This is a genomic window from Microbacterium alkaliflavum (genome assembly GCF_044325405.1).
Lineage (GTDB): Bacteria > Actinomycetota > Actinomycetes > Actinomycetales > Microbacteriaceae > Microbacterium > Microbacterium alkaliflavum.
The window spans coordinates 1,029,818-1,046,604 of record NZ_JBIQWL010000001.1 but is presented as its reverse complement, the minus strand read 5'-3'; the positions used below and the strand labels follow the sequence as shown (position 1 = coordinate 1,046,604).

Below are 16,787 nucleotides of genomic sequence, written 5' to 3'. Positions count from 1 at the left end.
TCGTCGCGATGAGCTTTTCGCGGGGCGCGCTCAGCTCGACGCGATGAGCGCCCGATAGAACCCGATCCCGCGCAGCCACACCTCGACACGGATGCGCTCGTTGTGCGAGTGCAGCGCGTCGCGTTCGGCGCGCGTCAGGTGGAACGGCGTGAAGCGGTACACGTGGTCGCTGATCGCCGTGAACCAGCGGCTGTCGCTCGCGCCGAGCTGAAGGTAGGGCGTCGGAACGACGTCGCCGCCGAGCGTCTCACGCACGGTGCGCGCGAGGCGACTCCACGCCTCGCCGCGCCACGGTGAGATCGGGGACGGGTCGGAGCCGTGCCGCACGTCGATCTCGACGGCGTCATCGGCGACGATCCGCCGCGCACGGGCGGTCGCGCTCGCCACGGTGTCGCCGTGCAGCAGCCGGATGTTGACGGCCGCCTTCGCCGTCGTCGCGAGCACGTTCTCGCCCGGCGCGCCGCTCAGCTGCGTCGCGACCGCGGTCGTGCGCACGACGGCGTTCGTCTCGGGGCCGAGGCGCGAGAAGGCGGCAGCCACGACCAGCGCGGTGACGTCCAGCCGCTGCAGCACGCCGCGCAGCGGCTGCGGCGCGTACGGCGCGACGGTCGACAGCATCGCGCGGACGGGCGGCGCGATGCGCCGGGGGAAGGGATGCCGGTGCAGCCGGTCGATCGCGCGCGCGAGGCGCGCCGTGGCGGGCGTCGCGGGCGGGGTCGAGGCATGGCCGCCCTGCTCGCGGACCGTCAGCAGGAGCGTCATGACGCCGCGTTCGGCGACGCCGATCATCGCGGTCGGCACCTGGACGCCGGGGATGACCCCCTCGACGACGGCACCGCCCTCGTCCAGCACGAGCCCGGGCCGCACGCCGCGGGCGCGGAGCGTCTCGACGATCGCCTGCGCACCGCCGCCGGCCGTCTCCTCGTTGTGGCCGAACGCGAGGTACACGTCCCGTGCGGGTTCGACGCCGTCCGCGAGCGACGCCTCGACGGCCTCGAGGATCGCGACCAGCGCGCCCTTGTCGTCGATGGCGCCACGGGCGTGGATCACAGCATCCACCCCCGCCCCCGTAAGCGTCGCGGCGAACGGCGGATGCTCCCACTCCGACTCGACCACCGGCACGACGTCGAGGTGCGCCATGAGCACGAGCGGATCCGCGGGTGAAGCGCCGGGCCAGCGGTAGAGCAGGGAGTGCCCCGCGACGACCTCGCGCTCGAGCCGGGCGTGAATCAGCGGGTACAGCCGCTCGACGGCGGCGTGGAAGGCGTCGAACGGCGCCCAGTCGATCTCGGACTCGTCGGTGTGCGACACCGTCGGGATCTGCAGGAGTTCGCGGAATCGGTCGACGGACGCTGTCACCCGCCCGAGCCTACCCGCGCGCCGGAACGGCCCGTCCGAGCGCGGGAGAGCGCTCCCTCGATACTCTCGACGCATGACCTCACCCGCTTCCCCCGGCCTGCGCTGGGGCATCCTGGCGACGGGCGGCATCGCCCACGCCTTCACCCGCGATCTGCGCACGGCCGGCCGCGACATCGCCGCCGTCGGCTCGCGCCGCGCCGACGCGGCACGCGCCTTCGCCGACGAGTTCGAGATCCCGCACGCGCACGACTCGTACGAGGCGCTCGTGGACGACGACGACGTCGACATCGTCTACATCGCGACGCCGCATCCGCAGCACGCCGACAACGCGATCCTCGCGCTCGAGCACGGCAAGCACGTGCTCGTCGAGAAGCCCTTCACCCTGACGGGGGCCGAGGCGGCGCGCGTGCGCGATGTCGCCCGCGCGCACGGGCTCCTCGCCATGGAGGCCATGTGGACGCGCTACCTGCCGCACATGATCCGCGTGCGCGAACTCGTCGCCGCCGGCGCGCTGGGCGACGTGCGCAGCCTCTTCGCCGACCACACGCAGAAGCTGCCGTCCGACCCGGCGCATCGCCTGAACGCGATCGAGCTCGGCGGCGGCGCCCTCCTCGACCTCGGCATCTACCCCGTCTCGTTCGCGTGGGACATCCTCGGCGCGCCCACGACGACGACGGCGTCGGCCCGCATCATCGAGACCGGGGTCGACACCGAGGTCGCGACGACCTTCACGCACGCGGGCGGCGCCGTCTCGACGACCTTCTCCTCGTCGCGCACGGCAGGGCCCAACACGGCGCACATCCTCGGCACAGACGCCCGCATCGACATCGACCGCGTCTGGTACAGCCCGACCTCGTTCCGCCTCATCGGTCCCGACGGCACGGTGCTCGAAGACTTCGTGCCGCAGCACGAGGGTCGCGGGATGCAGTTCCAGGCGCTCGCCGCCGAGCGGTACGTCGCCGCCGGCCAGACCGACAGTGAGCTGCTCCCCCTCGACGAGACGGTCTCGATCATGGGAACGCTCGACGAGATCCGCGCGCTCATCGGCGTGAAGTACCCACAAGAGGACTGACGATGCCCGACTCCACGCCGCGCGTAGCGGTGTACCTCGACTTCGACAACATCGTGATGTCCTGGTACGACCGCGTGCACGGCCGCAACACCTACTCGCGCGATCGGCAGCGCATCGCGACGCCGCCCATCGAGCCCGACATCGCGGACCGCCTGGCCGCCGCGACCGTCGACGTCGGCGCGATCATCGACTACGCGGCATCCTTCGGCACGCTCGTCCTGACCCGCGCGTACGCCGACTGGTCGTCGCCGGTCAATGCCGAGTACCGCAGCCAGCTCGTGGCGCGCGCCGTCGATCTGGTGCAGCTGTTCCCCGCTGCGGCGTACGCGAAGAACGGGGCCGACATCCGGCTTGCGGTCGACGCCGTCGAGGACATGTTCCGCCTCCCCGACCTCACGCACGTCGTGATCGTCGCGGGCGACAGCGACTACGTGCCACTTGCGCAGCGCTGCAAGCGGCTCGGCAGGTACGTCGTGGGCGTCGGCGTCGCCGGGTCGACGGCGAAGTCGCTCGCGGCGGCGTGCGACCAGTTCGACTCGTACGACTCGCTTCCGGGCGTAGCCGCACCGAACGGGGCGAAGGAGACGGATGCCGCGCCCCCGTCGCGCACGCGCCGCTCGAAGAAGACCGCGCCCGACCCGTCGGGCGAGCTGCTCGCGCGGGCGCTGCGCCTCGAGCAGGAGCGCACCGACGAGGACTGGGTGCACCTGTCGGCCGTCAAGAACCTGCTCAAGCGCATGGACCCCTCGTTCAGCGAGAAGGCCCTCGGACACAAGTCGTTCTCCGACTTCGTGAAGGCGTATCCCGCCGTCGCCGAGCTCGACGAGTCGACGAACGCCGTCCGCGTGCGCCTCGTCGCCCGCTGACACCGAAGGGTTCCCGGGCTCGCCACCGCGGGCCCGGGAACCCCCGGAGGTCGGCGTCACGCCGCGAGCGGCACCGCCCCGACGAGCACGGCGACGGCGAGCATCACGAGCGACACGATCGTCGCGCGCCACAGCACCTTCTTGTGGTGATCGCCGAGATTGACGCTCGCGAGCGACACGAGCAGCAGGATCGCCGGCACGAGCGGGCTCTGCAGGTGCACGGGCTGGCCGGTGATCGACGCGCGCGCCATCTCGACGGGATCGATGCCGTACGCCGTCGCGCTCTCGGCGAGGATCGGCAGGATCCCGAAGTAGAACGCGTCGTTCGACATGAAGAACGTGAACGGGATCGACAGGATGCCGGTGATGACGGCGAGGAACGGGCCGAGGGATGCCGGGATCACCGTCGTGATCCAGTTCGCCATGGCCGCGACCATGCCCGTGCCGTTGAGCACGCCGACGAGCACGCCGGCCGCGAGGACCATCGAGACCACCCCGACGATGCTCGGCGCGTGCGCGACGATCTCGTCGGCCTGGCCCTTGATCTTCGGGAAGTTCACGACGAGCGCGATCGCGGCGCCGACCATGAAGACGTAGGGCAGCGGGAAGAGGTCGAGCACGAGCAGCACCATGACGGCGAGGGTCAGAGCGAGGTTGAACCAGATGAGCTTCGGCCGCAGCGTGGGGCGGCGCGGGTCGAGCATCGTGTCGGCCATCGCCGTGTCGGCGGCGTCGACGAACTCGGGCGCGGCGATCGCGGTGCGGGCGCCGTCGACCGTGAGCAGGTTCCCCGTGCGCAGGCTCGCCCGGGCGCCGGGCTTGGGGTCGCCGCCGCGGAAGATGCGGGGCGGGCGGATGCCTCCTGAGCCACCCGGTGCCTCCAGACGCGAGGTGTCGACGAGGCCGAGACGGCGGCGCTCGCCGAGACCCAGCATCCACGCGAACGTCAGCGAGACCGCGAGGCCTGCCGCGAGCGACGGCAGCATCGGAACGAAGATCGCCGTCGGCTCCAGTCCCAGCGCCGTCGCGGCGCGTACCGTCGGGCCGCCCCACGGCACGATGTTGAGCGTGCCGTTCATGAGACCCGCGACGCACGTCAGCACGACGGGGCTCATGCCGAGGCGAAGGTAGATCGGGAGCATCGCCGAGGTCGTGATGATGAACGTCGTCGAGCCGTCGCCGTCGAGCGAGACGGCGCCCGCGAGCAGCGCCGTGCCGAGCACGACCTTCGCGGGGTCGTCGCCGAGGAGGCGCGTGATGAAGCGGATGAGCGGGTCGAACAGCCCGACGTCGATCATGATGCCGAAGAACATGATCGCGAACATGAGCAGTGCCGCCGTCGGCGCCATGTTCCCGATCGAGTCGAGGATCATGTCGCCGAGCCCAAGGCCCGCCCCGGCGAACAGCCCGAAGATCGTCGGCACGAGGATGAGCGCCACCATCGGCGTGAGGCGGCGCGTCATGATGAGCGCCATGAACGTCAGGATCATCGTGAACCCGAGGATCACGAGCACCGTCTCGGACGGCACGAAGGCCACGGCGTAGCCTTCGTCGGCCGCCGCGGCGAGCGCAGTCAGTTCCATCTCGACTCCTTCGTCTGGCACACCGTCGCGGTGTGCGATTCCCGCGATGCTAGGCAGGCGCCGCCCTCGGGCGCGCGCTATCTCGCATTGCCGGCGGTTCTGCGCGTAGCGTTGGTTCAGCGCATTGTGCTCACGATGGAGGGAGGTGCCGTGCGGTTCGCGACCCGGGTCCTGATCCTCCAGCTCGCGACGGTCGCCGCCGTCGTCGCCGTGTGCACGGCCGTGTTCGTCTACCTCGGCGTGCAGCAGCTGCGCGCCGAGTCCGAGGCATCCGCCCTCAACATCGCCCGGACCGTCGCGGAAGACCCCGAAGTGCGGCGTCTGGTCGCAGAATTCTCGGCGGACCCGGGCACACCGGATGCCGCAGATCTGCGCGGCGGCGAACTGCAGCTCATCGCGACCGGGGTGAGCGACCGCACCGACGCCCTGTTCGTCGTCATCGCCGACGACCACGGCATCCGGTTGGCGCATCCGAATCAGGACATCCTCGGGCAGCAGGTGAGCACGCCGTTCGACGAAGTGCTCGCGGGTCACGAGGTCGTCGACTGGGAGCTCGGGACGCTCGGCGAGTCGGCCCGCGCCAAGGTGCCGGTCTACGCACCGGCCCGGGCCGGCGAGCCGCCCGTCGGCGAGGTGAGCGTCGGGTTCGAGCGGGCGAGCGTCTTCGACGACCTTCCCGCCCTGCTCCTGGGCATCGCGGTCGCCGCTGCAGCGGCCCTCGCGATCGGTGCGCTCGCCGCCCTCCTGCTCCGCCGCCGATGGGAGCGCCTGACGCTCGGCCTGCAGCCCGAGGAGCTCGTCGGGCTCGTGCAGAACCAGGCCGCGGTGCTCGACGGGGTGGGTGACGGCGTCGTGGCCCTGGACACTTCCGGCGTCGTGCGCGTGTGCAACGAGACGGCGGCGCGGATGCTGGCACTCGACGACCCCGTCGGCCGCCGGCTCGACGAGCTCGACGTGCCTCCCGAGGTGCGCGAGGCCATTGCCGAGCGCAGACCGCGCGACGGCATCGTCGTGGGCGACCGCGTGCTCTACCTCGACGCGCATCCCGTCGTGCGCGACGGCCGGCCGCTGGGCGACGTGCTCATCGTCCGCGATCGCACGGACCTCATCGCGATCGCCGAGCGGCTCGAGACGGTGCGCGCGATGACGAGCGCCCTGCGCGTGCAGCGCCATGAGTTCGCCAATCGCCTGCACGTCGCGACGGGACTCCTCGACGCCGACCGCGCCGCCGACGCTCGCGCGTTCCTCGCCGAGCAGCTGGGCCGCGGCCCGGTCGACTTCCCCGTCGACGGCCTCGAGCGCGTCTCCGAGCCGCTGCTGCAATCGTTCGTCGGCGCGAAGGCCATCGAGGCGGGGGAACGCGGCGTCGCACTGCGCGTCGCCGACGACACTCTGCTGCTCGGGGCGCTCATCGGCGCCGAGGATGTCGCGGCCGTCCTCGGCAACCTCGTCGACAACGCGATCACGGCCGCCGTCCGCGGCGGCGAGCCCAGGGAGGTCGAGCTCGCCCTCCTCGACGCCGGCGACGAACTCGTCGTGACAGTCGCGGACTCCGGTCCGGGGATCGAGCCGGGTGTCGATGTCTTCGCGGGTTCGTCGCCGTCGACGGATGGCGCAGACCGCGTGCACGGCCACGGCCTGGGGCTGAGGCTGTCGCGGGAGCTGGCCCGCCGTCGGGGCGGGGACGTGTGGGTGATCGAGGCGAAGCGATCCGACGGAGGCGCGGTGTTCGGCGCCCGGCTCGCCGGGGTCATGCGCCCGGCAGGAGAGGAGACCGCCCGATGACCGATTCCATCCGCGTGCTCGTGGTCGACGACGACTTCCGCGTCGCCGGTCTGCACCGGGGCATCGCCGACCGGCCGGGGTTCACGGTGCTCGACTCCGCAGGGTCGATCGCCGCCGCCCGCGCGGCGATCCGCGATCATCGACCCGACCTGATCCTCGTCGACGCGTATCTTCCCGACGGCGACGGCATCGACCTCGTGCGCTCGGTCGACCTCGACGCCATCGTCCTCTCGGCGGCGAATGACGCGGCGACCGTGCGGCGGGCGCTCCGCGCGGGCGCCCTCTCGTACCTCGTCAAGCCCTTCGAGTCGCGCGCGCTCGGCGACCTGCTCGACCGCTACGCGCGGTACCGCAACCTCGTCGGCTCGGACGGCGCGCTCGGCCAGGAGGAGCTCGACCGTGCCCTCTCGATCCTGCACGGCGGCGAAGCGCCGTCGCTGAGCCGGTCGGCGACGGAGCAGCTCATCCTGGAGGCGCTCGATGCCGAGGGCGCTTCCGCGTCGGAGGTGGCAGAGCGATCGGGGGTCTCGCGCGCGACGGCTCAGCGTCACCTCGCGGCCCTGGCCTCGCGCGGGATCATCGACGTGCGCCTCCGCTACGGCAGCACCGGCCGCCCCGAGCACCGCTACCTCCGCCGCTGAGATCGATCCGGTCGCCACCTCGCCACGGGGCCGATCCGGTCGCCACCTCGCCACGGGGCCGATCCGGTCGCCACCGTCGCGATCCGGGCCGATCCGGTCGCCACCGTCGCCATCCCGGCCGATCCGGTCGCCACCGTCGCCATCCCGACCAGTCCGGTCGCCGAGCTTGTCGAGGCGTCGAGCCCACGCCGACGCGGAACTCCGGGTTCCGACCCCTCGACAAGCTCGGGGACCAACCGAGCAAACCGATGTCAGGGCCGCGGTGGGGCGACCTCGGCGAGGAACTCGAGCATCGCCGCGTTGAACGCCTTCGGCTGCTCGATGTTCGCCGCGTGCCCGTCGTTCGCGATGATGACCGAACGCCCGTTCGGAGCGAGCGCGGCCGAGGCCGACGCATGCGTCGACGGCCAGAACTCGCTCTCGGCGCCGGCCAGGAACAGCACCGGCACATCGGCACCCGCGATGACAGGCCTCCAGTCGGCCTTGGCGTGGTCGCCGAGCAGCACGAGCTCGCCCGGCGTCAGCTCCCGCTCAGCGTCCTTCATGGCCTTCAGCAGGCGCACGAGGCGCATGCCGCGCTTGGCGAGCGGCGTGCCCTTCCCGGTGTCGGGGATCCCCTCGGCGAAGTACGTGTCGAGGTTCGACGCGCCGTACCCGTAGAAGCCGTGCGGCCAGTCGTCGGTGTTGAGCATCTGCGGCGTCTGGTCGACGATGACGACGGCCTTCACGCGAGAGGCGCCGAACTGCCCGAGGTATGACCAGATCGTGTTCCCGCCCATCGATCCGCCGACGAGCACGACCTGACGCAGATCGAGCGCCTCGAGCACGTCCCGCACGTCCTTCCCCCGACGCGCCATGTCGACACTCGACGGGGGCCGCTCGGCCGCGCCGTGCCCGCGCAGATCGACGACGAGCACGCGGTACCCGGCCTTCGCGAGCGGGTCGATCTGGTAGCTCCAGCTGGTGCCCGCCGCCTTGAAGCCCGCGAGCAGCACGACGGGGCGCCCGGCAGGATCGCCGTGCTCCGTGTAGTCGAGGCGGACGCCGTCGTCGGCCTGCAGAGAGGTCATCGTGCTCCGTTCGGGAAGGCCTTGCCGGGATTCAGGATGCCGCGCGGATCGAGGGCGCCCTTGATCGAGGCGTGCAGGTCGAGCACGACGTCGCTCAGCTCGGCCGCGGCACCGGGCAGCTTGAGCAGCCCGACGCCATGCTCGCCCGTCACGGTGCCGCCGAGCGCACGGCAGTCGTCGACGATCCGATCGAAGGCGCGCTTGGCCCGCCGCTTGGCCTCGTCGTCGCCCTCGGGCGCGATGATCAGCGGGTGGAGGTTGCCGTCGCCCGCGTGGGCGATGTTGGCGATCACGACGTCCTCGTCGGAGGCGGCGCGCTCGATGCGCGCGAGCATCTCGGGAACGGCCGACCGCGGCACGCAGACGTCCTCGGTCAGCACGGGTCCGAGGCGCTCGAGCGCGGGATAGGCGAGCCGCCGTGCGGAGAACAGCCGGGCGACCTCGTCGGGGTCGACGGCGCGCTCCACCTGTGAGCCGCCTGCGGCGAGGAACGCCTCCTCGATGCGTCCCGCAAGCTCCTCGCCGCGCTCCCCCGGCTCGTCGACTTTGGCCAGCAGGAGGGCGCTCGCCCCTTCGGGAAGCTCCCAGCTCTGCCACTCGGCCACGGCGTGCAGGCACGTGCGGTCGATGAGCTCGAGCGCCGACGGGATGATGCCCGCGCCCGACACGGCGGCGACCGCGCGACCGGCATCCGTCAGTGAGCGGAAGTAGCCGACGATCGCGCGCTCCTCCCGGCCTCCGAGCGGGAGGAGCTTGACGGTGGCCTCGACGACGATGCCGAGCGTGCCCTCCGAGCCCACGAAGAGTCCTGCGAGGTCGTACCCGGTGACGCCCTTCGCGGTCGTGCGGCCGACCTTCGCGACGCGCCCGTCGGCGAGCACGACCGTGAGGCCCAGCACGTAGTCGCGCGTCACGCCGTACTTGACGCAGCAGATGCCGCCCGCGTTCGTCGCGACGTTGCCGCCGATCGTCGAGATCGACTGGCTCGCGGGGTCGGGCGGGTACCAGAGACCGGATGCCGCGACGTGGCGCCGCAGATCGTCGTTGAGCACACCCGCCTCGACGACGGCGTAGCGCTCGGCGACGTCGACCAGGGCGATGCGCGTCATGCGCTCGAGCGAGAGGACGAGGCATCCCGGCGTCGCATTCGCCCCGCCCGACAGGCCCGTGCCCGCCCCGCGCGGAACGACGGAGACCCCATGCGCCGCAGCGATCCGCACCGTGGCAGCGACGTCGTCGACCGTCGTCGCGAACACGACAGCGGCCGGGAGCGCGTAGTCCGCCCATTCCGCGTCGTCGTGGCTGCAGCGTTCCAGGGTCGCGGCATCCGTGTCGACGGACCCGGGCGGAAGAGCGGCGATGAGTTCTGTGACGACGGCGTCCATGGCGATCCGATGCTAGCCCGCGTGCCGCGAATCAGAAGTTCGCCCATACTTCACACAACCGGACAGCGCAAGTGTGTTGAAACCTGAATCAACTGTCATGTACATTCACCCGGAGCGGCTCTCCCCCACGCCGCGTTCCGCGCTCTACAAGGAGGTATCCAGCGCATGGCATCCCCCCGCACTACCGATCCGACCGCGAAGCAGTCGAGCCTGCGCCGTGTCGTCACGGCGTCGATGGCAGGCACCGTCGTGGAGTGGTACGAGTTCTTCCTCTACGCCACCGCCGCGACGCTCGTGTTCAACAAGATCATGTTCCCGCCGTCGGACGACCCGTACGCGCCCATCATCGCGGCGTTCATCACCTACGCCGTCGGCTTCATCGCGCGCCCCCTCGGCGGCATCGTGTTCGGCCACTTCGGCGACAAGTACGGCCGCAAGAAGCTCCTCCAGCTCGCGATCATCCTCGTCGGCATCGCGACGTTCCTCATGGGATGCCTCCCGACGTTCGACATGATCGGCTACTGGGCTCCCGTGCTGCTCGTCGCGCTGCGCTTCGCGCAGGGCTTCGCCGTGGGCGGCGAGTGGGGCGGCGCCATCCTGCTCGTCTCCGAGCACTCCCCCGACCGGACACGCGGCTTCTGGGCGTCGTGGCCGCAGGCCGCCGTGCCGCTCGGCAACCTCATCGCGACCGTCGTGCTGCTGATCCTCAGCCGCACCCTCACGGAGGAGCAGTTCCTCGCGTGGGGCTGGCGCGTCGGCTTCTGGCTGTCGGTCGTCATCGTCGCGATCGGCTACTACGTGCGCACCCGCGTGACGGACGCCCCGATCTTCCTCGAGGCGCAGAAGCAGGTCGAGCAGTCGAAGGCGACGCGCTACGGCGTGCTCGAGGTGATCAAGCGCTACCCGCGTGGCGTCGTGACGGCGATGGGCCTGCGCTTCGCGGAGAACATCATGTACTACCTCGTGGTGACGTTCTCGATCACGTATCTCGCGGTGGCGCGCGAGGTCGCGACGGCCGAGATCCTGGGCCTCCTCGTCATCGCGCACATCGTGCACGCGATCGTCATCCCGCTCATCGGCGGCCTCGCCGATCGCCTCGGCCGCAAGCCCGTGTACCTCATCGGCACGATCGGCGCGGCCGCCTGGGGCTTCGTCGCGTTCCCGATGTTCGACACCGAGAACCCGGCGATCATCGTCGCCGCGATCTCGCTCGGCCTGTTCATCCACGCATTCATGTACGCCCCGCAGCCGGCGATCATGTCGGAGATGTTCCCGACGCGCATGCGCTACTCGGGCGTCTCGCTGGGCTATCAGGTGACGTCGATCGTCGCGGGCTCGCTCGCCCCGATCATCGCGACAGCGCTCCTCGCGACCTACGGCACGTACATCCCGGTCGCGGTCTACCTCGCGATCGCCGCAGCGATCACGCTCGTCGCGGTCATCTCGATGCGCGAGACGAAGGGCTCGTCGCTGCACGAGCTCGACCGCCTCGACGAGGAGAAGCTCGCCGCCGACAAGGTCGCCGTCGAGGCCTGAGTCGCGGCATCCCTACCGCCCCGTCCTCTGCCCCGAGGGCGGGGCGGTTCGGGCTCTCCCGGGTTCGCCTGCGCCGATTCGCGAGCCCGACTGCCGATCAGCGCAACCCGAAGAGGTCGCACGCCGCTCAGTTGCGGCGATTGACGATGCGGGCGGCCGATCGCCGCAACCGGAAGACGACGGATGCCGCCTACCGCGCCGCGATGACCTCGTCGACCCATGCGGGAACGACCTCGGTCGCGCGGCCCGCGCGCACCTCGTCGAAGGGCACCGCGGCGCCGCTCGGGACGAGGTTGAGCTCGACCGTGCGCGCGCCGAACGCGGCGGCCAGCGCGGCGTAGCCGGCCGCGGGATACACCGCGCCCGACGTGCCGACCGAGACGAACACGTCGCAGGCGACGACGGCCTGCTCGATCCGGTCGAGCTCGTACGGCAGCTCGCCGAACCAGACGACGTCGGGGCGCAGCATCCGCTTCCCGCATTCGGGGCAGGGCGGACGATCGATGAGGTCGCGCGTCCACTCCGGACGCGCCCCGCACGAAAGACACAGCGCGCGCCGCAGCTCGCCGTGCATGTGCACGAGGTTGCGGCTGCCCGCGCGCTCGTGGAGGTCGTCGACGTTCTGCGTCACGACCAGCAGCTCGGCGCCGATCGCCCCCTCGAGGCGGGAGAGCGCCCGGTGGGCGACATTGGGGACGACGGATGCCACGCCCCGCCGTCGTTCGTCGTAGAAGCGCAGCACGAGATCGGGGTTCGCGTGGAAGCCTTCGGGCGTCGCGACGTCTTCGACCCGGTGGCCTTCCCAGAGGCCGTCCGCGTCGCGGAAGGTGGGGACGCCGCTCTCGGCCGAGATGCCGGCGCCGGTGAGCACGACGATGCGCATGGCACCATTGTGACGTGAGCGACGCCGCACCCGGGAAGAGTCCCCTGACCCGCCTCCCGGACGGGACCGTCAAGCAGGTCGGGCCGCTCACGGGCACGCGGGTCTGGACGGTCCCCGGGCGGGCGAACCGCCCCATCGAGCTGCCCCACGAGGACCCCCGCGTCCTCGGGAAGGGCGAGGCGACGCGGCTCTGCGCGTTCTGCCAGGACCGCTACCTCGACACGACGCCCGAGAAGGCCCGGCTCGTCGGCGACGACTACTCCGAGCTGCGCCGGGTGCCGGCATCCCGGCTGTTCGACACGGTCGCCGAGTTCCGCCGCTTCGGCAACCTCTTCGAGATCGTGTCGGCCGAGTACTGGCGCGAAGACCACGGCTTCCGTCAGCCCGCCTCGATCGTCGCGTGGGCGAACGAATACCTCGACGATCCTGCCGGACGTGAGCACATCGAGCGGCTCGCTGCGGTGCGGGCCGCGGCATCCGGTGTCCCCCAGTCGGTCGAGGAAGCCGCGCTCGACCTCGTGGGCGGATCGCACGACGTCGTCGTGGCCCGGCGCCACGTCGTCGACGGGGCGAAGACGGCCGCGGAGCTCGTGTCGTCGGGCAAGCTGACACCGCGTGAGCACGCCGAGTACTTCGCATTCACGGTGCGCGCGCTCGACGAGATCGCGAAATCGCAGCCGCACGCCGCCTACGTCGCCGTGTTCCAGAACTGGCTTCTGCCCGCCGGCGCCTCCTTCGAGCACCTGCACAAGCAGCTCGTCGCGATCGACGAGCACGGGCCCCAGGTCGACCACGAGCTGCGGCTCCTGTCGAGCGACCACCGGCTGTACCAGCACGCGATCGCCGACCTCGCGGTCGACAAGGGGCTGGTCGTGGCCGCGAACGACCACGCCGTCGCGTTCGCGGGGGTCGGCCACCGCTACCCCGCGTTCGAGGTCTACTCGCGATCGACCGCGAACCTCCCGCAGGAGCACTCCCCCGCCGAGCTGCGCGGCATGTCCGACCTCGTGCACGCGCTGCACGCGGCGACAGGCGTGCACGTGCCGACGAACGAGGAGTGGCACTACCGCCCGCCCGGGGCGCCGTGGCCCATGCCGTGGCGCATCGTGCTCAAGTGGCGCATCTCCAACCCGGCGGGGTTCGAGGGCGGCACGAAGATCTACGTCAACACGATCGACCCGTGGCAGCTGCGCGATCGCGCCATCGCCGAGCTGACGCGTCTGCGGCTGGAGGGCGGGATCGCGGGAGGCCTCCGGATCGGCGACGAGTGCCGCCCGGAGGACGCGCTCCTGCGCTACGCCGACTGACCCGCTGCCCCTTGCTGCCTGGCGCCCCATCCCCCTTTCGCGAGCCGATACACCCTCGACGAGCCGATACGCCCCACACCGTCTGTGACGTATCGGCTCGTCGGAGATGTATCGGCTCGTGGTGGAGGTGCGGCAGGTGAGCCGCGCACCCTCGCGCGGCGCGCGAGGGGAGCGCATGCTGGAACGGAGGCATCCGTCATGGACAGTGCGCGCAGATGGGTCGCGGTAGTCGGCATCGCCGTCGCGTTGCCGCTTACGGGGTGCATCGCGTCGCGCTACGACGCACCGCTGCCGACCGGCAGCGATCCGGTCCAGCTCGACCCGTCCGACTTCACGACGAACATCGACAATGCGTACTGGCCGATGAAGCCCGGGACGCAGTGGACCTACCGCGAGACCGATCCGAAGGGCGATCTGAAGGTCGTGGTGACCGTGACGTCCGACACGAAGAAGGTGGCGGACGGCATCGAGGCCCGCGTCGTCCGCGACAGCGTCTGGCGCGGCGACCAGCTCGTCGAGGACACCTTCGACTGGTACGCGCAGGACCGCGACGGTGCCATCTGGTACCTCGGGGAGGACACCGCCGAGTTCGAGAACGGGCAGATCGCCTCGCGCGAGGGCAGCTTCGAGTCGGGCGTCGACGGCGCCCTGCCGGGCATCGCACTGCCGGCCGACCCGAAGCCCGGCATGCGGTACCGGCAGGAGTACTACGCGGGACAGGCCGAGGATGAGGGTGCTGTGCTCGGCATCGACGAGCTCGTCCAGGTGCCGTACGGCGCCTACACGGGCGCGCTCCTCACGCGCGACACCTCCCCGATCGAGCCCGACGTCGAGGAGCTCAAGTTCTATGCCAAGGGCGTCGGCCCGGTGCTGACCGTCGCGGTGTCGGGCGAGAACGGCCGTGAGGAGCTCTTGTCGATCACGACGGTGCCCGACGGCACGGGCACAGGCCCGCTGGGCAGCCCCGAGTAGGCCTCAGCGTCGCGTGACCCGTCAGCGTCGCGTCGACCAGATCGCGGCGGCCACGAGCAGGGGCTGGACGGCCAGGCGCGCGAGACGCTTGGCGTCGGTGTCCATGCCGAAGCCGTTCCGGTGCTTGATCCACTGATCGACGTTGCCGGGGAACACGGCGACGAAGAATGCCGCGAGGATCGCGCCGATCCGGCGTTTCTCCTTGGGCAGCGCGACGAGCGCTGCGCCCAGCATGATCTCGACGGCACCGGATGCGACGACGATGCCGTCGGGATCGATCGTCGAGATCTCGGTCGCCCACGCGGGCACCTGCTCCTGGAACTCGCGCCGCGCCCAGAAGAGATGGCTGAGGCCCGCGAAGACCATGAAGGCGCCGAGGACCCATCGCAGTGTCGTGCGCATGGCTTGATTCAACCCCGCACCGTAGCTCACGGCGACCCCCTTGCACTTCGTGCGGATCGGGAGGCGATGACAGCATCGGAGGAAGTCGGCGCGCGGCATCCACCTCCCGAAGCGTCGTCTCCTCCCGAGGAGCTCAGTGGTAGCGGCCGCTGTAGGCGTTGATCGCCGGCTGGCCGCCCAGGTGCGCGTAGAGCACGTTCGAGTCGCGCGGGATCTCCCCCGATGACACGAGGTCGATGAGGCCCGCCATCGACTTGCCCTCGTACACGGGGTCGAGGATGACGCCCTCGAGCCTGCCCGTCAGGTAGATGGCCTCGTCTGTCGATTCGACCGGGATGCCGTACTCGTCGCCCGCCCAGCCCTCGAGCACGGTGATCTCGTCGTCGCGCAGGTCGCGGCCGACGCCGATGAGGTCGGCGGTGCGGCGCGCGATGCGCGCGACCTGGTCGCGGGTCTCGTCGAACGTCGCCGACGCGTCGATGCCGAGCACACGGCGGCGGCGGTCGCCGAAGTTCTCCAGAAGGTCGGCGAAGCCCGCGATCATGCCCGCGTGGGTCGAGCCCGTGACGCTGCAGACGACGATCGTGTCGAAGAACACGCCGAGCTGTTCCTCCTGCGCCTTGACCTCGTGCGCCCAGTTCGCAAAGCCCAGTCCGCCCAGGCGGTGGTCGCTCGCGCCGGCGGGGATCGCGTAGGGCTTGCCGCCGGATGCCTCGACCTCGGCGATCGCGTCCTTCCACGAGTCCTTGAACCCGATGCCGAAGCCCGCGGGCGACAGCCGCACGTCGGCGCCCATGACCCGTGAGAGGAGGATGTTGCCGACGCGGTCGTTCACGGCATCCGGCCAGTTCACCCAGTGCTCCTGCACGAGCACGGCCTTCATGCCCAGGTGCGCCGCCACTGCGGCGACCTGGCGCGTGTGGTTGGACTGCACGCCCCCGATCGACACGAGCGTGTCGGCGCCCTGCGCGAGCGCCTCCGGCACGAGGTACTCGAGCTTGCGCACCTTGTTTCCGCCGAACGCGAGCCCGCTGGACACATCCTCGCGCTTGGCCCAGACGCGGGCGCCGCCGAGGTGCTTCGTCAGGCGGTCGAGCGGATGGATCGGGCTCGGCCCGAACATGAGCGAATGGCGGGGGAAGTCGGCGAGAGTCATGCGTTCTCCTGGGTGTCGATGGTTCGGGATGCCGTCAGCAGGCGTTCGAGCGTGAGCCAGTTCTCGCGGGTCAGCCGAGCGGCCGCCTCGGCGTCGCCCGCCGCGCACGCCGCGATGATGCGGTCGTGGTCGCCGACGCTCCCCCGGCCCGCGAGCGTCGCGAAGCGGGCGCGCTCGAGGCGGCGGAGGAGGGGCGTGACCTGCTCGAGGAGTCCTGCCAGCAGCGGGTTGGCGCTGGCCCGCACCGCGACGGCGTGGAAGTCGTCGTCGGAGGCGAGCGCGGCATCCACGTCCGAAGTCTTGAGCGCCGCCGCGAAGCGCGCGTTCGCCTCACGCATGTCGTCGAGGTCCTCGTCGGTCATGAGAGGGACCGCGTCGCGCACGGCGAGCTCGTGCAGGCTCGCGGCGATGCGCTGCGCCGCGAAGGCGTCGCGATCGTCGAGCGGGGCGACGATCGTCTCCTTCGCGCGACGCGTGTGCACGAGTCCCGCAGCCTCGAGGCGTGCGATCGCCTCGCGGATCGGCGTGCGGCTCACCCCGAGCCAGGCTTCGAGCTCGGTGTCGCGCAGCCGCTCGCCCGGGGCGAGCTGCCCACTGACGATCGCGTCACGCAGCTGCGCGTACGCGTAGTCGCGCAGCGAGCTCGGTCGTTCGGCGCGTGGGAGCGGCATGCAATATATTGCACATCACTAAGCGACGCGGCGTCAAATCGGGACAGGATTCGGTCCCCGAGCCTGTCGAGGGTCCAGGCTTCGAGAAGCTCAGCGACC

The 16,787-nt window shown here is 71.1% G+C and carries 15 protein-coding genes; 7 read left to right on the top strand and 8 right to left on the bottom strand.

All coding sequences use genetic code 11. From position 1 onward, the window contains the following. Window positions 1–30: 30 nt before the first annotated feature. Window positions 31–1,359 carry a M20/M25/M40 family metallo-hydrolase gene (locus tag ACH3VR_RS04490; RefSeq protein WP_396639544.1) on the bottom strand — a complete coding sequence of 443 codons (1,329 nt, stop codon included), beginning with the start codon at window positions 1,357–1,359 and terminating at the stop codon, window positions 31–33. Window positions 1,360–1,432: 73 nt separating this feature from the next. Here ACH3VR_RS04490 and ACH3VR_RS04485 point away from each other — a divergent pair, with 73 nt between their 5' ends. Beyond that, window positions 1,433–2,431 (top strand): Gfo/Idh/MocA family protein, encoded by a 999-nt coding sequence (locus ACH3VR_RS04485; RefSeq protein WP_396639543.1) that lies wholly within the window; start codon window positions 1,433–1,435, stop codon window positions 2,429–2,431. A 2-nt stretch (window positions 2,432–2,433) separates the two neighbouring features. Then, a complete protein-coding gene (locus ACH3VR_RS04480; RefSeq protein WP_396639542.1) occupies window positions 2,434–3,297 on the top strand; it encodes an NYN domain-containing protein in 864 nt (287 codons plus the stop codon). Window positions 3,298–3,353: 56 nt separating this feature from the next. On the opposite strand, the gene ACH3VR_RS04475 is transcribed toward ACH3VR_RS04480, so the two are convergent. Beyond that, window positions 3,354–4,880: a CitMHS family transporter gene (locus tag ACH3VR_RS04475; RefSeq protein ID WP_396639541.1), complete on the bottom strand. Its 1,527-nt coding sequence runs from the start codon at window positions 4,878–4,880 to the stop codon at window positions 3,354–3,356. Between the two features lie 150 nt (window positions 4,881–5,030). On the opposite strand from ACH3VR_RS04475, the gene ACH3VR_RS04470 reads away from it, so the two are divergent. Both ACH3VR_RS04470 and ACH3VR_RS04465 read left to right on the top strand, forming a co-directional pair. After that, window positions 5,031–6,665, top strand: a complete 1,635-nt coding sequence (locus ACH3VR_RS04470; protein WP_396639540.1) for a sensor histidine kinase — start codon at window positions 5,031–5,033, stop codon at window positions 6,663–6,665. After that, on the top strand, window positions 6,662–7,306 hold the full coding sequence (locus ACH3VR_RS04465) for a response regulator (protein ID WP_396639539.1): 645 nt from the start codon (window positions 6,662–6,664) through the stop codon (window positions 7,304–7,306). Before ACH3VR_RS04470 ends, ACH3VR_RS04465 begins: the two co-directional genes overlap by 4 nt. Window positions 7,307–7,557: 251 nt before the next feature. Here ACH3VR_RS04465 and ACH3VR_RS04460 read toward each other — a convergent pair whose 3' ends face one another. Next, on the bottom strand, window positions 7,558–8,376 hold the full coding sequence (locus ACH3VR_RS04460) for an alpha/beta fold hydrolase (RefSeq protein WP_396639538.1): 819 nt from the start codon (window positions 8,374–8,376) through the stop codon (window positions 7,558–7,560). Continuing rightward, the gene (locus ACH3VR_RS04455; RefSeq protein ID WP_396639537.1) at window positions 8,373–9,761 is read right to left on the bottom strand and encodes an FAD-binding oxidoreductase; all 1,389 of its coding nucleotides are present in this window, start codon (window positions 9,759–9,761) and stop codon (window positions 8,373–8,375) included. The genes ACH3VR_RS04460 and ACH3VR_RS04455 overlap by 4 nt, the downstream gene beginning before the upstream one ends. Before the next feature lie 165 nt (window positions 9,762–9,926). On the opposite strand from ACH3VR_RS04455, the gene ACH3VR_RS04450 reads away from it, so the two are divergent. Further along, complete coding sequence (locus ACH3VR_RS04450) at window positions 9,927–11,297, top strand: MFS transporter (protein ID WP_396639536.1); 1,371 nt, start codon at window positions 9,927–9,929, stop codon at window positions 11,295–11,297. 190 nt (window positions 11,298–11,487) lie between these two features. On the opposite strand, the gene ACH3VR_RS04445 is transcribed toward ACH3VR_RS04450, so the two are convergent. Then, window positions 11,488–12,180 (bottom strand): NAD-dependent deacylase, encoded by a 693-nt coding sequence (locus tag ACH3VR_RS04445; protein ID WP_396639535.1) that lies wholly within the window; start codon window positions 12,178–12,180, stop codon window positions 11,488–11,490. A gap of 14 nt (window positions 12,181–12,194) precedes the next feature. Here ACH3VR_RS04445 and ACH3VR_RS04440 point away from each other — a divergent pair, with 14 nt between their 5' ends. Together ACH3VR_RS04440 and ACH3VR_RS04435 are read left to right on the top strand one after the other, a co-directional pair. Continuing rightward, window positions 12,195–13,487 (top strand): DUF4921 family protein, encoded by a 1,293-nt coding sequence (locus ACH3VR_RS04440; RefSeq protein WP_396639534.1) that lies wholly within the window; start codon window positions 12,195–12,197, stop codon window positions 13,485–13,487. Between the two features lie 198 nt (window positions 13,488–13,685). Next, the gene (locus tag ACH3VR_RS04435) at window positions 13,686–14,459 is read left to right on the top strand and encodes a hypothetical protein (protein WP_396639533.1); all 774 of its coding nucleotides are present in this window, start codon (window positions 13,686–13,688) and stop codon (window positions 14,457–14,459) included. Between the two features lie 21 nt (window positions 14,460–14,480). Here the strand turns inward: ACH3VR_RS04435 and ACH3VR_RS04430 are convergent, their stop codons facing one another. From ACH3VR_RS04430 to ACH3VR_RS04420, 3 genes are all read right to left on the bottom strand, one after another. Then, on the bottom strand, window positions 14,481–14,861 hold the full coding sequence (locus ACH3VR_RS04430) for a DoxX family protein (RefSeq protein ID WP_396639532.1): 381 nt from the start codon (window positions 14,859–14,861) through the stop codon (window positions 14,481–14,483). Between the two features lie 133 nt (window positions 14,862–14,994). Then, on the bottom strand, window positions 14,995–16,017 hold the full coding sequence (locus ACH3VR_RS04425) for a 1-aminocyclopropane-1-carboxylate deaminase (RefSeq protein WP_396639531.1): 1,023 nt from the start codon (window positions 16,015–16,017) through the stop codon (window positions 14,995–14,997). Next, window positions 16,014–16,688 (bottom strand): GntR family transcriptional regulator, encoded by a 675-nt coding sequence (locus ACH3VR_RS04420; protein WP_396639530.1) that lies wholly within the window; start codon window positions 16,686–16,688, stop codon window positions 16,014–16,016. Before ACH3VR_RS04420 ends, ACH3VR_RS04425 begins: the two co-directional genes overlap by 4 nt. Between the last annotated feature and the right edge of the window lie 99 nt (window positions 16,689–16,787).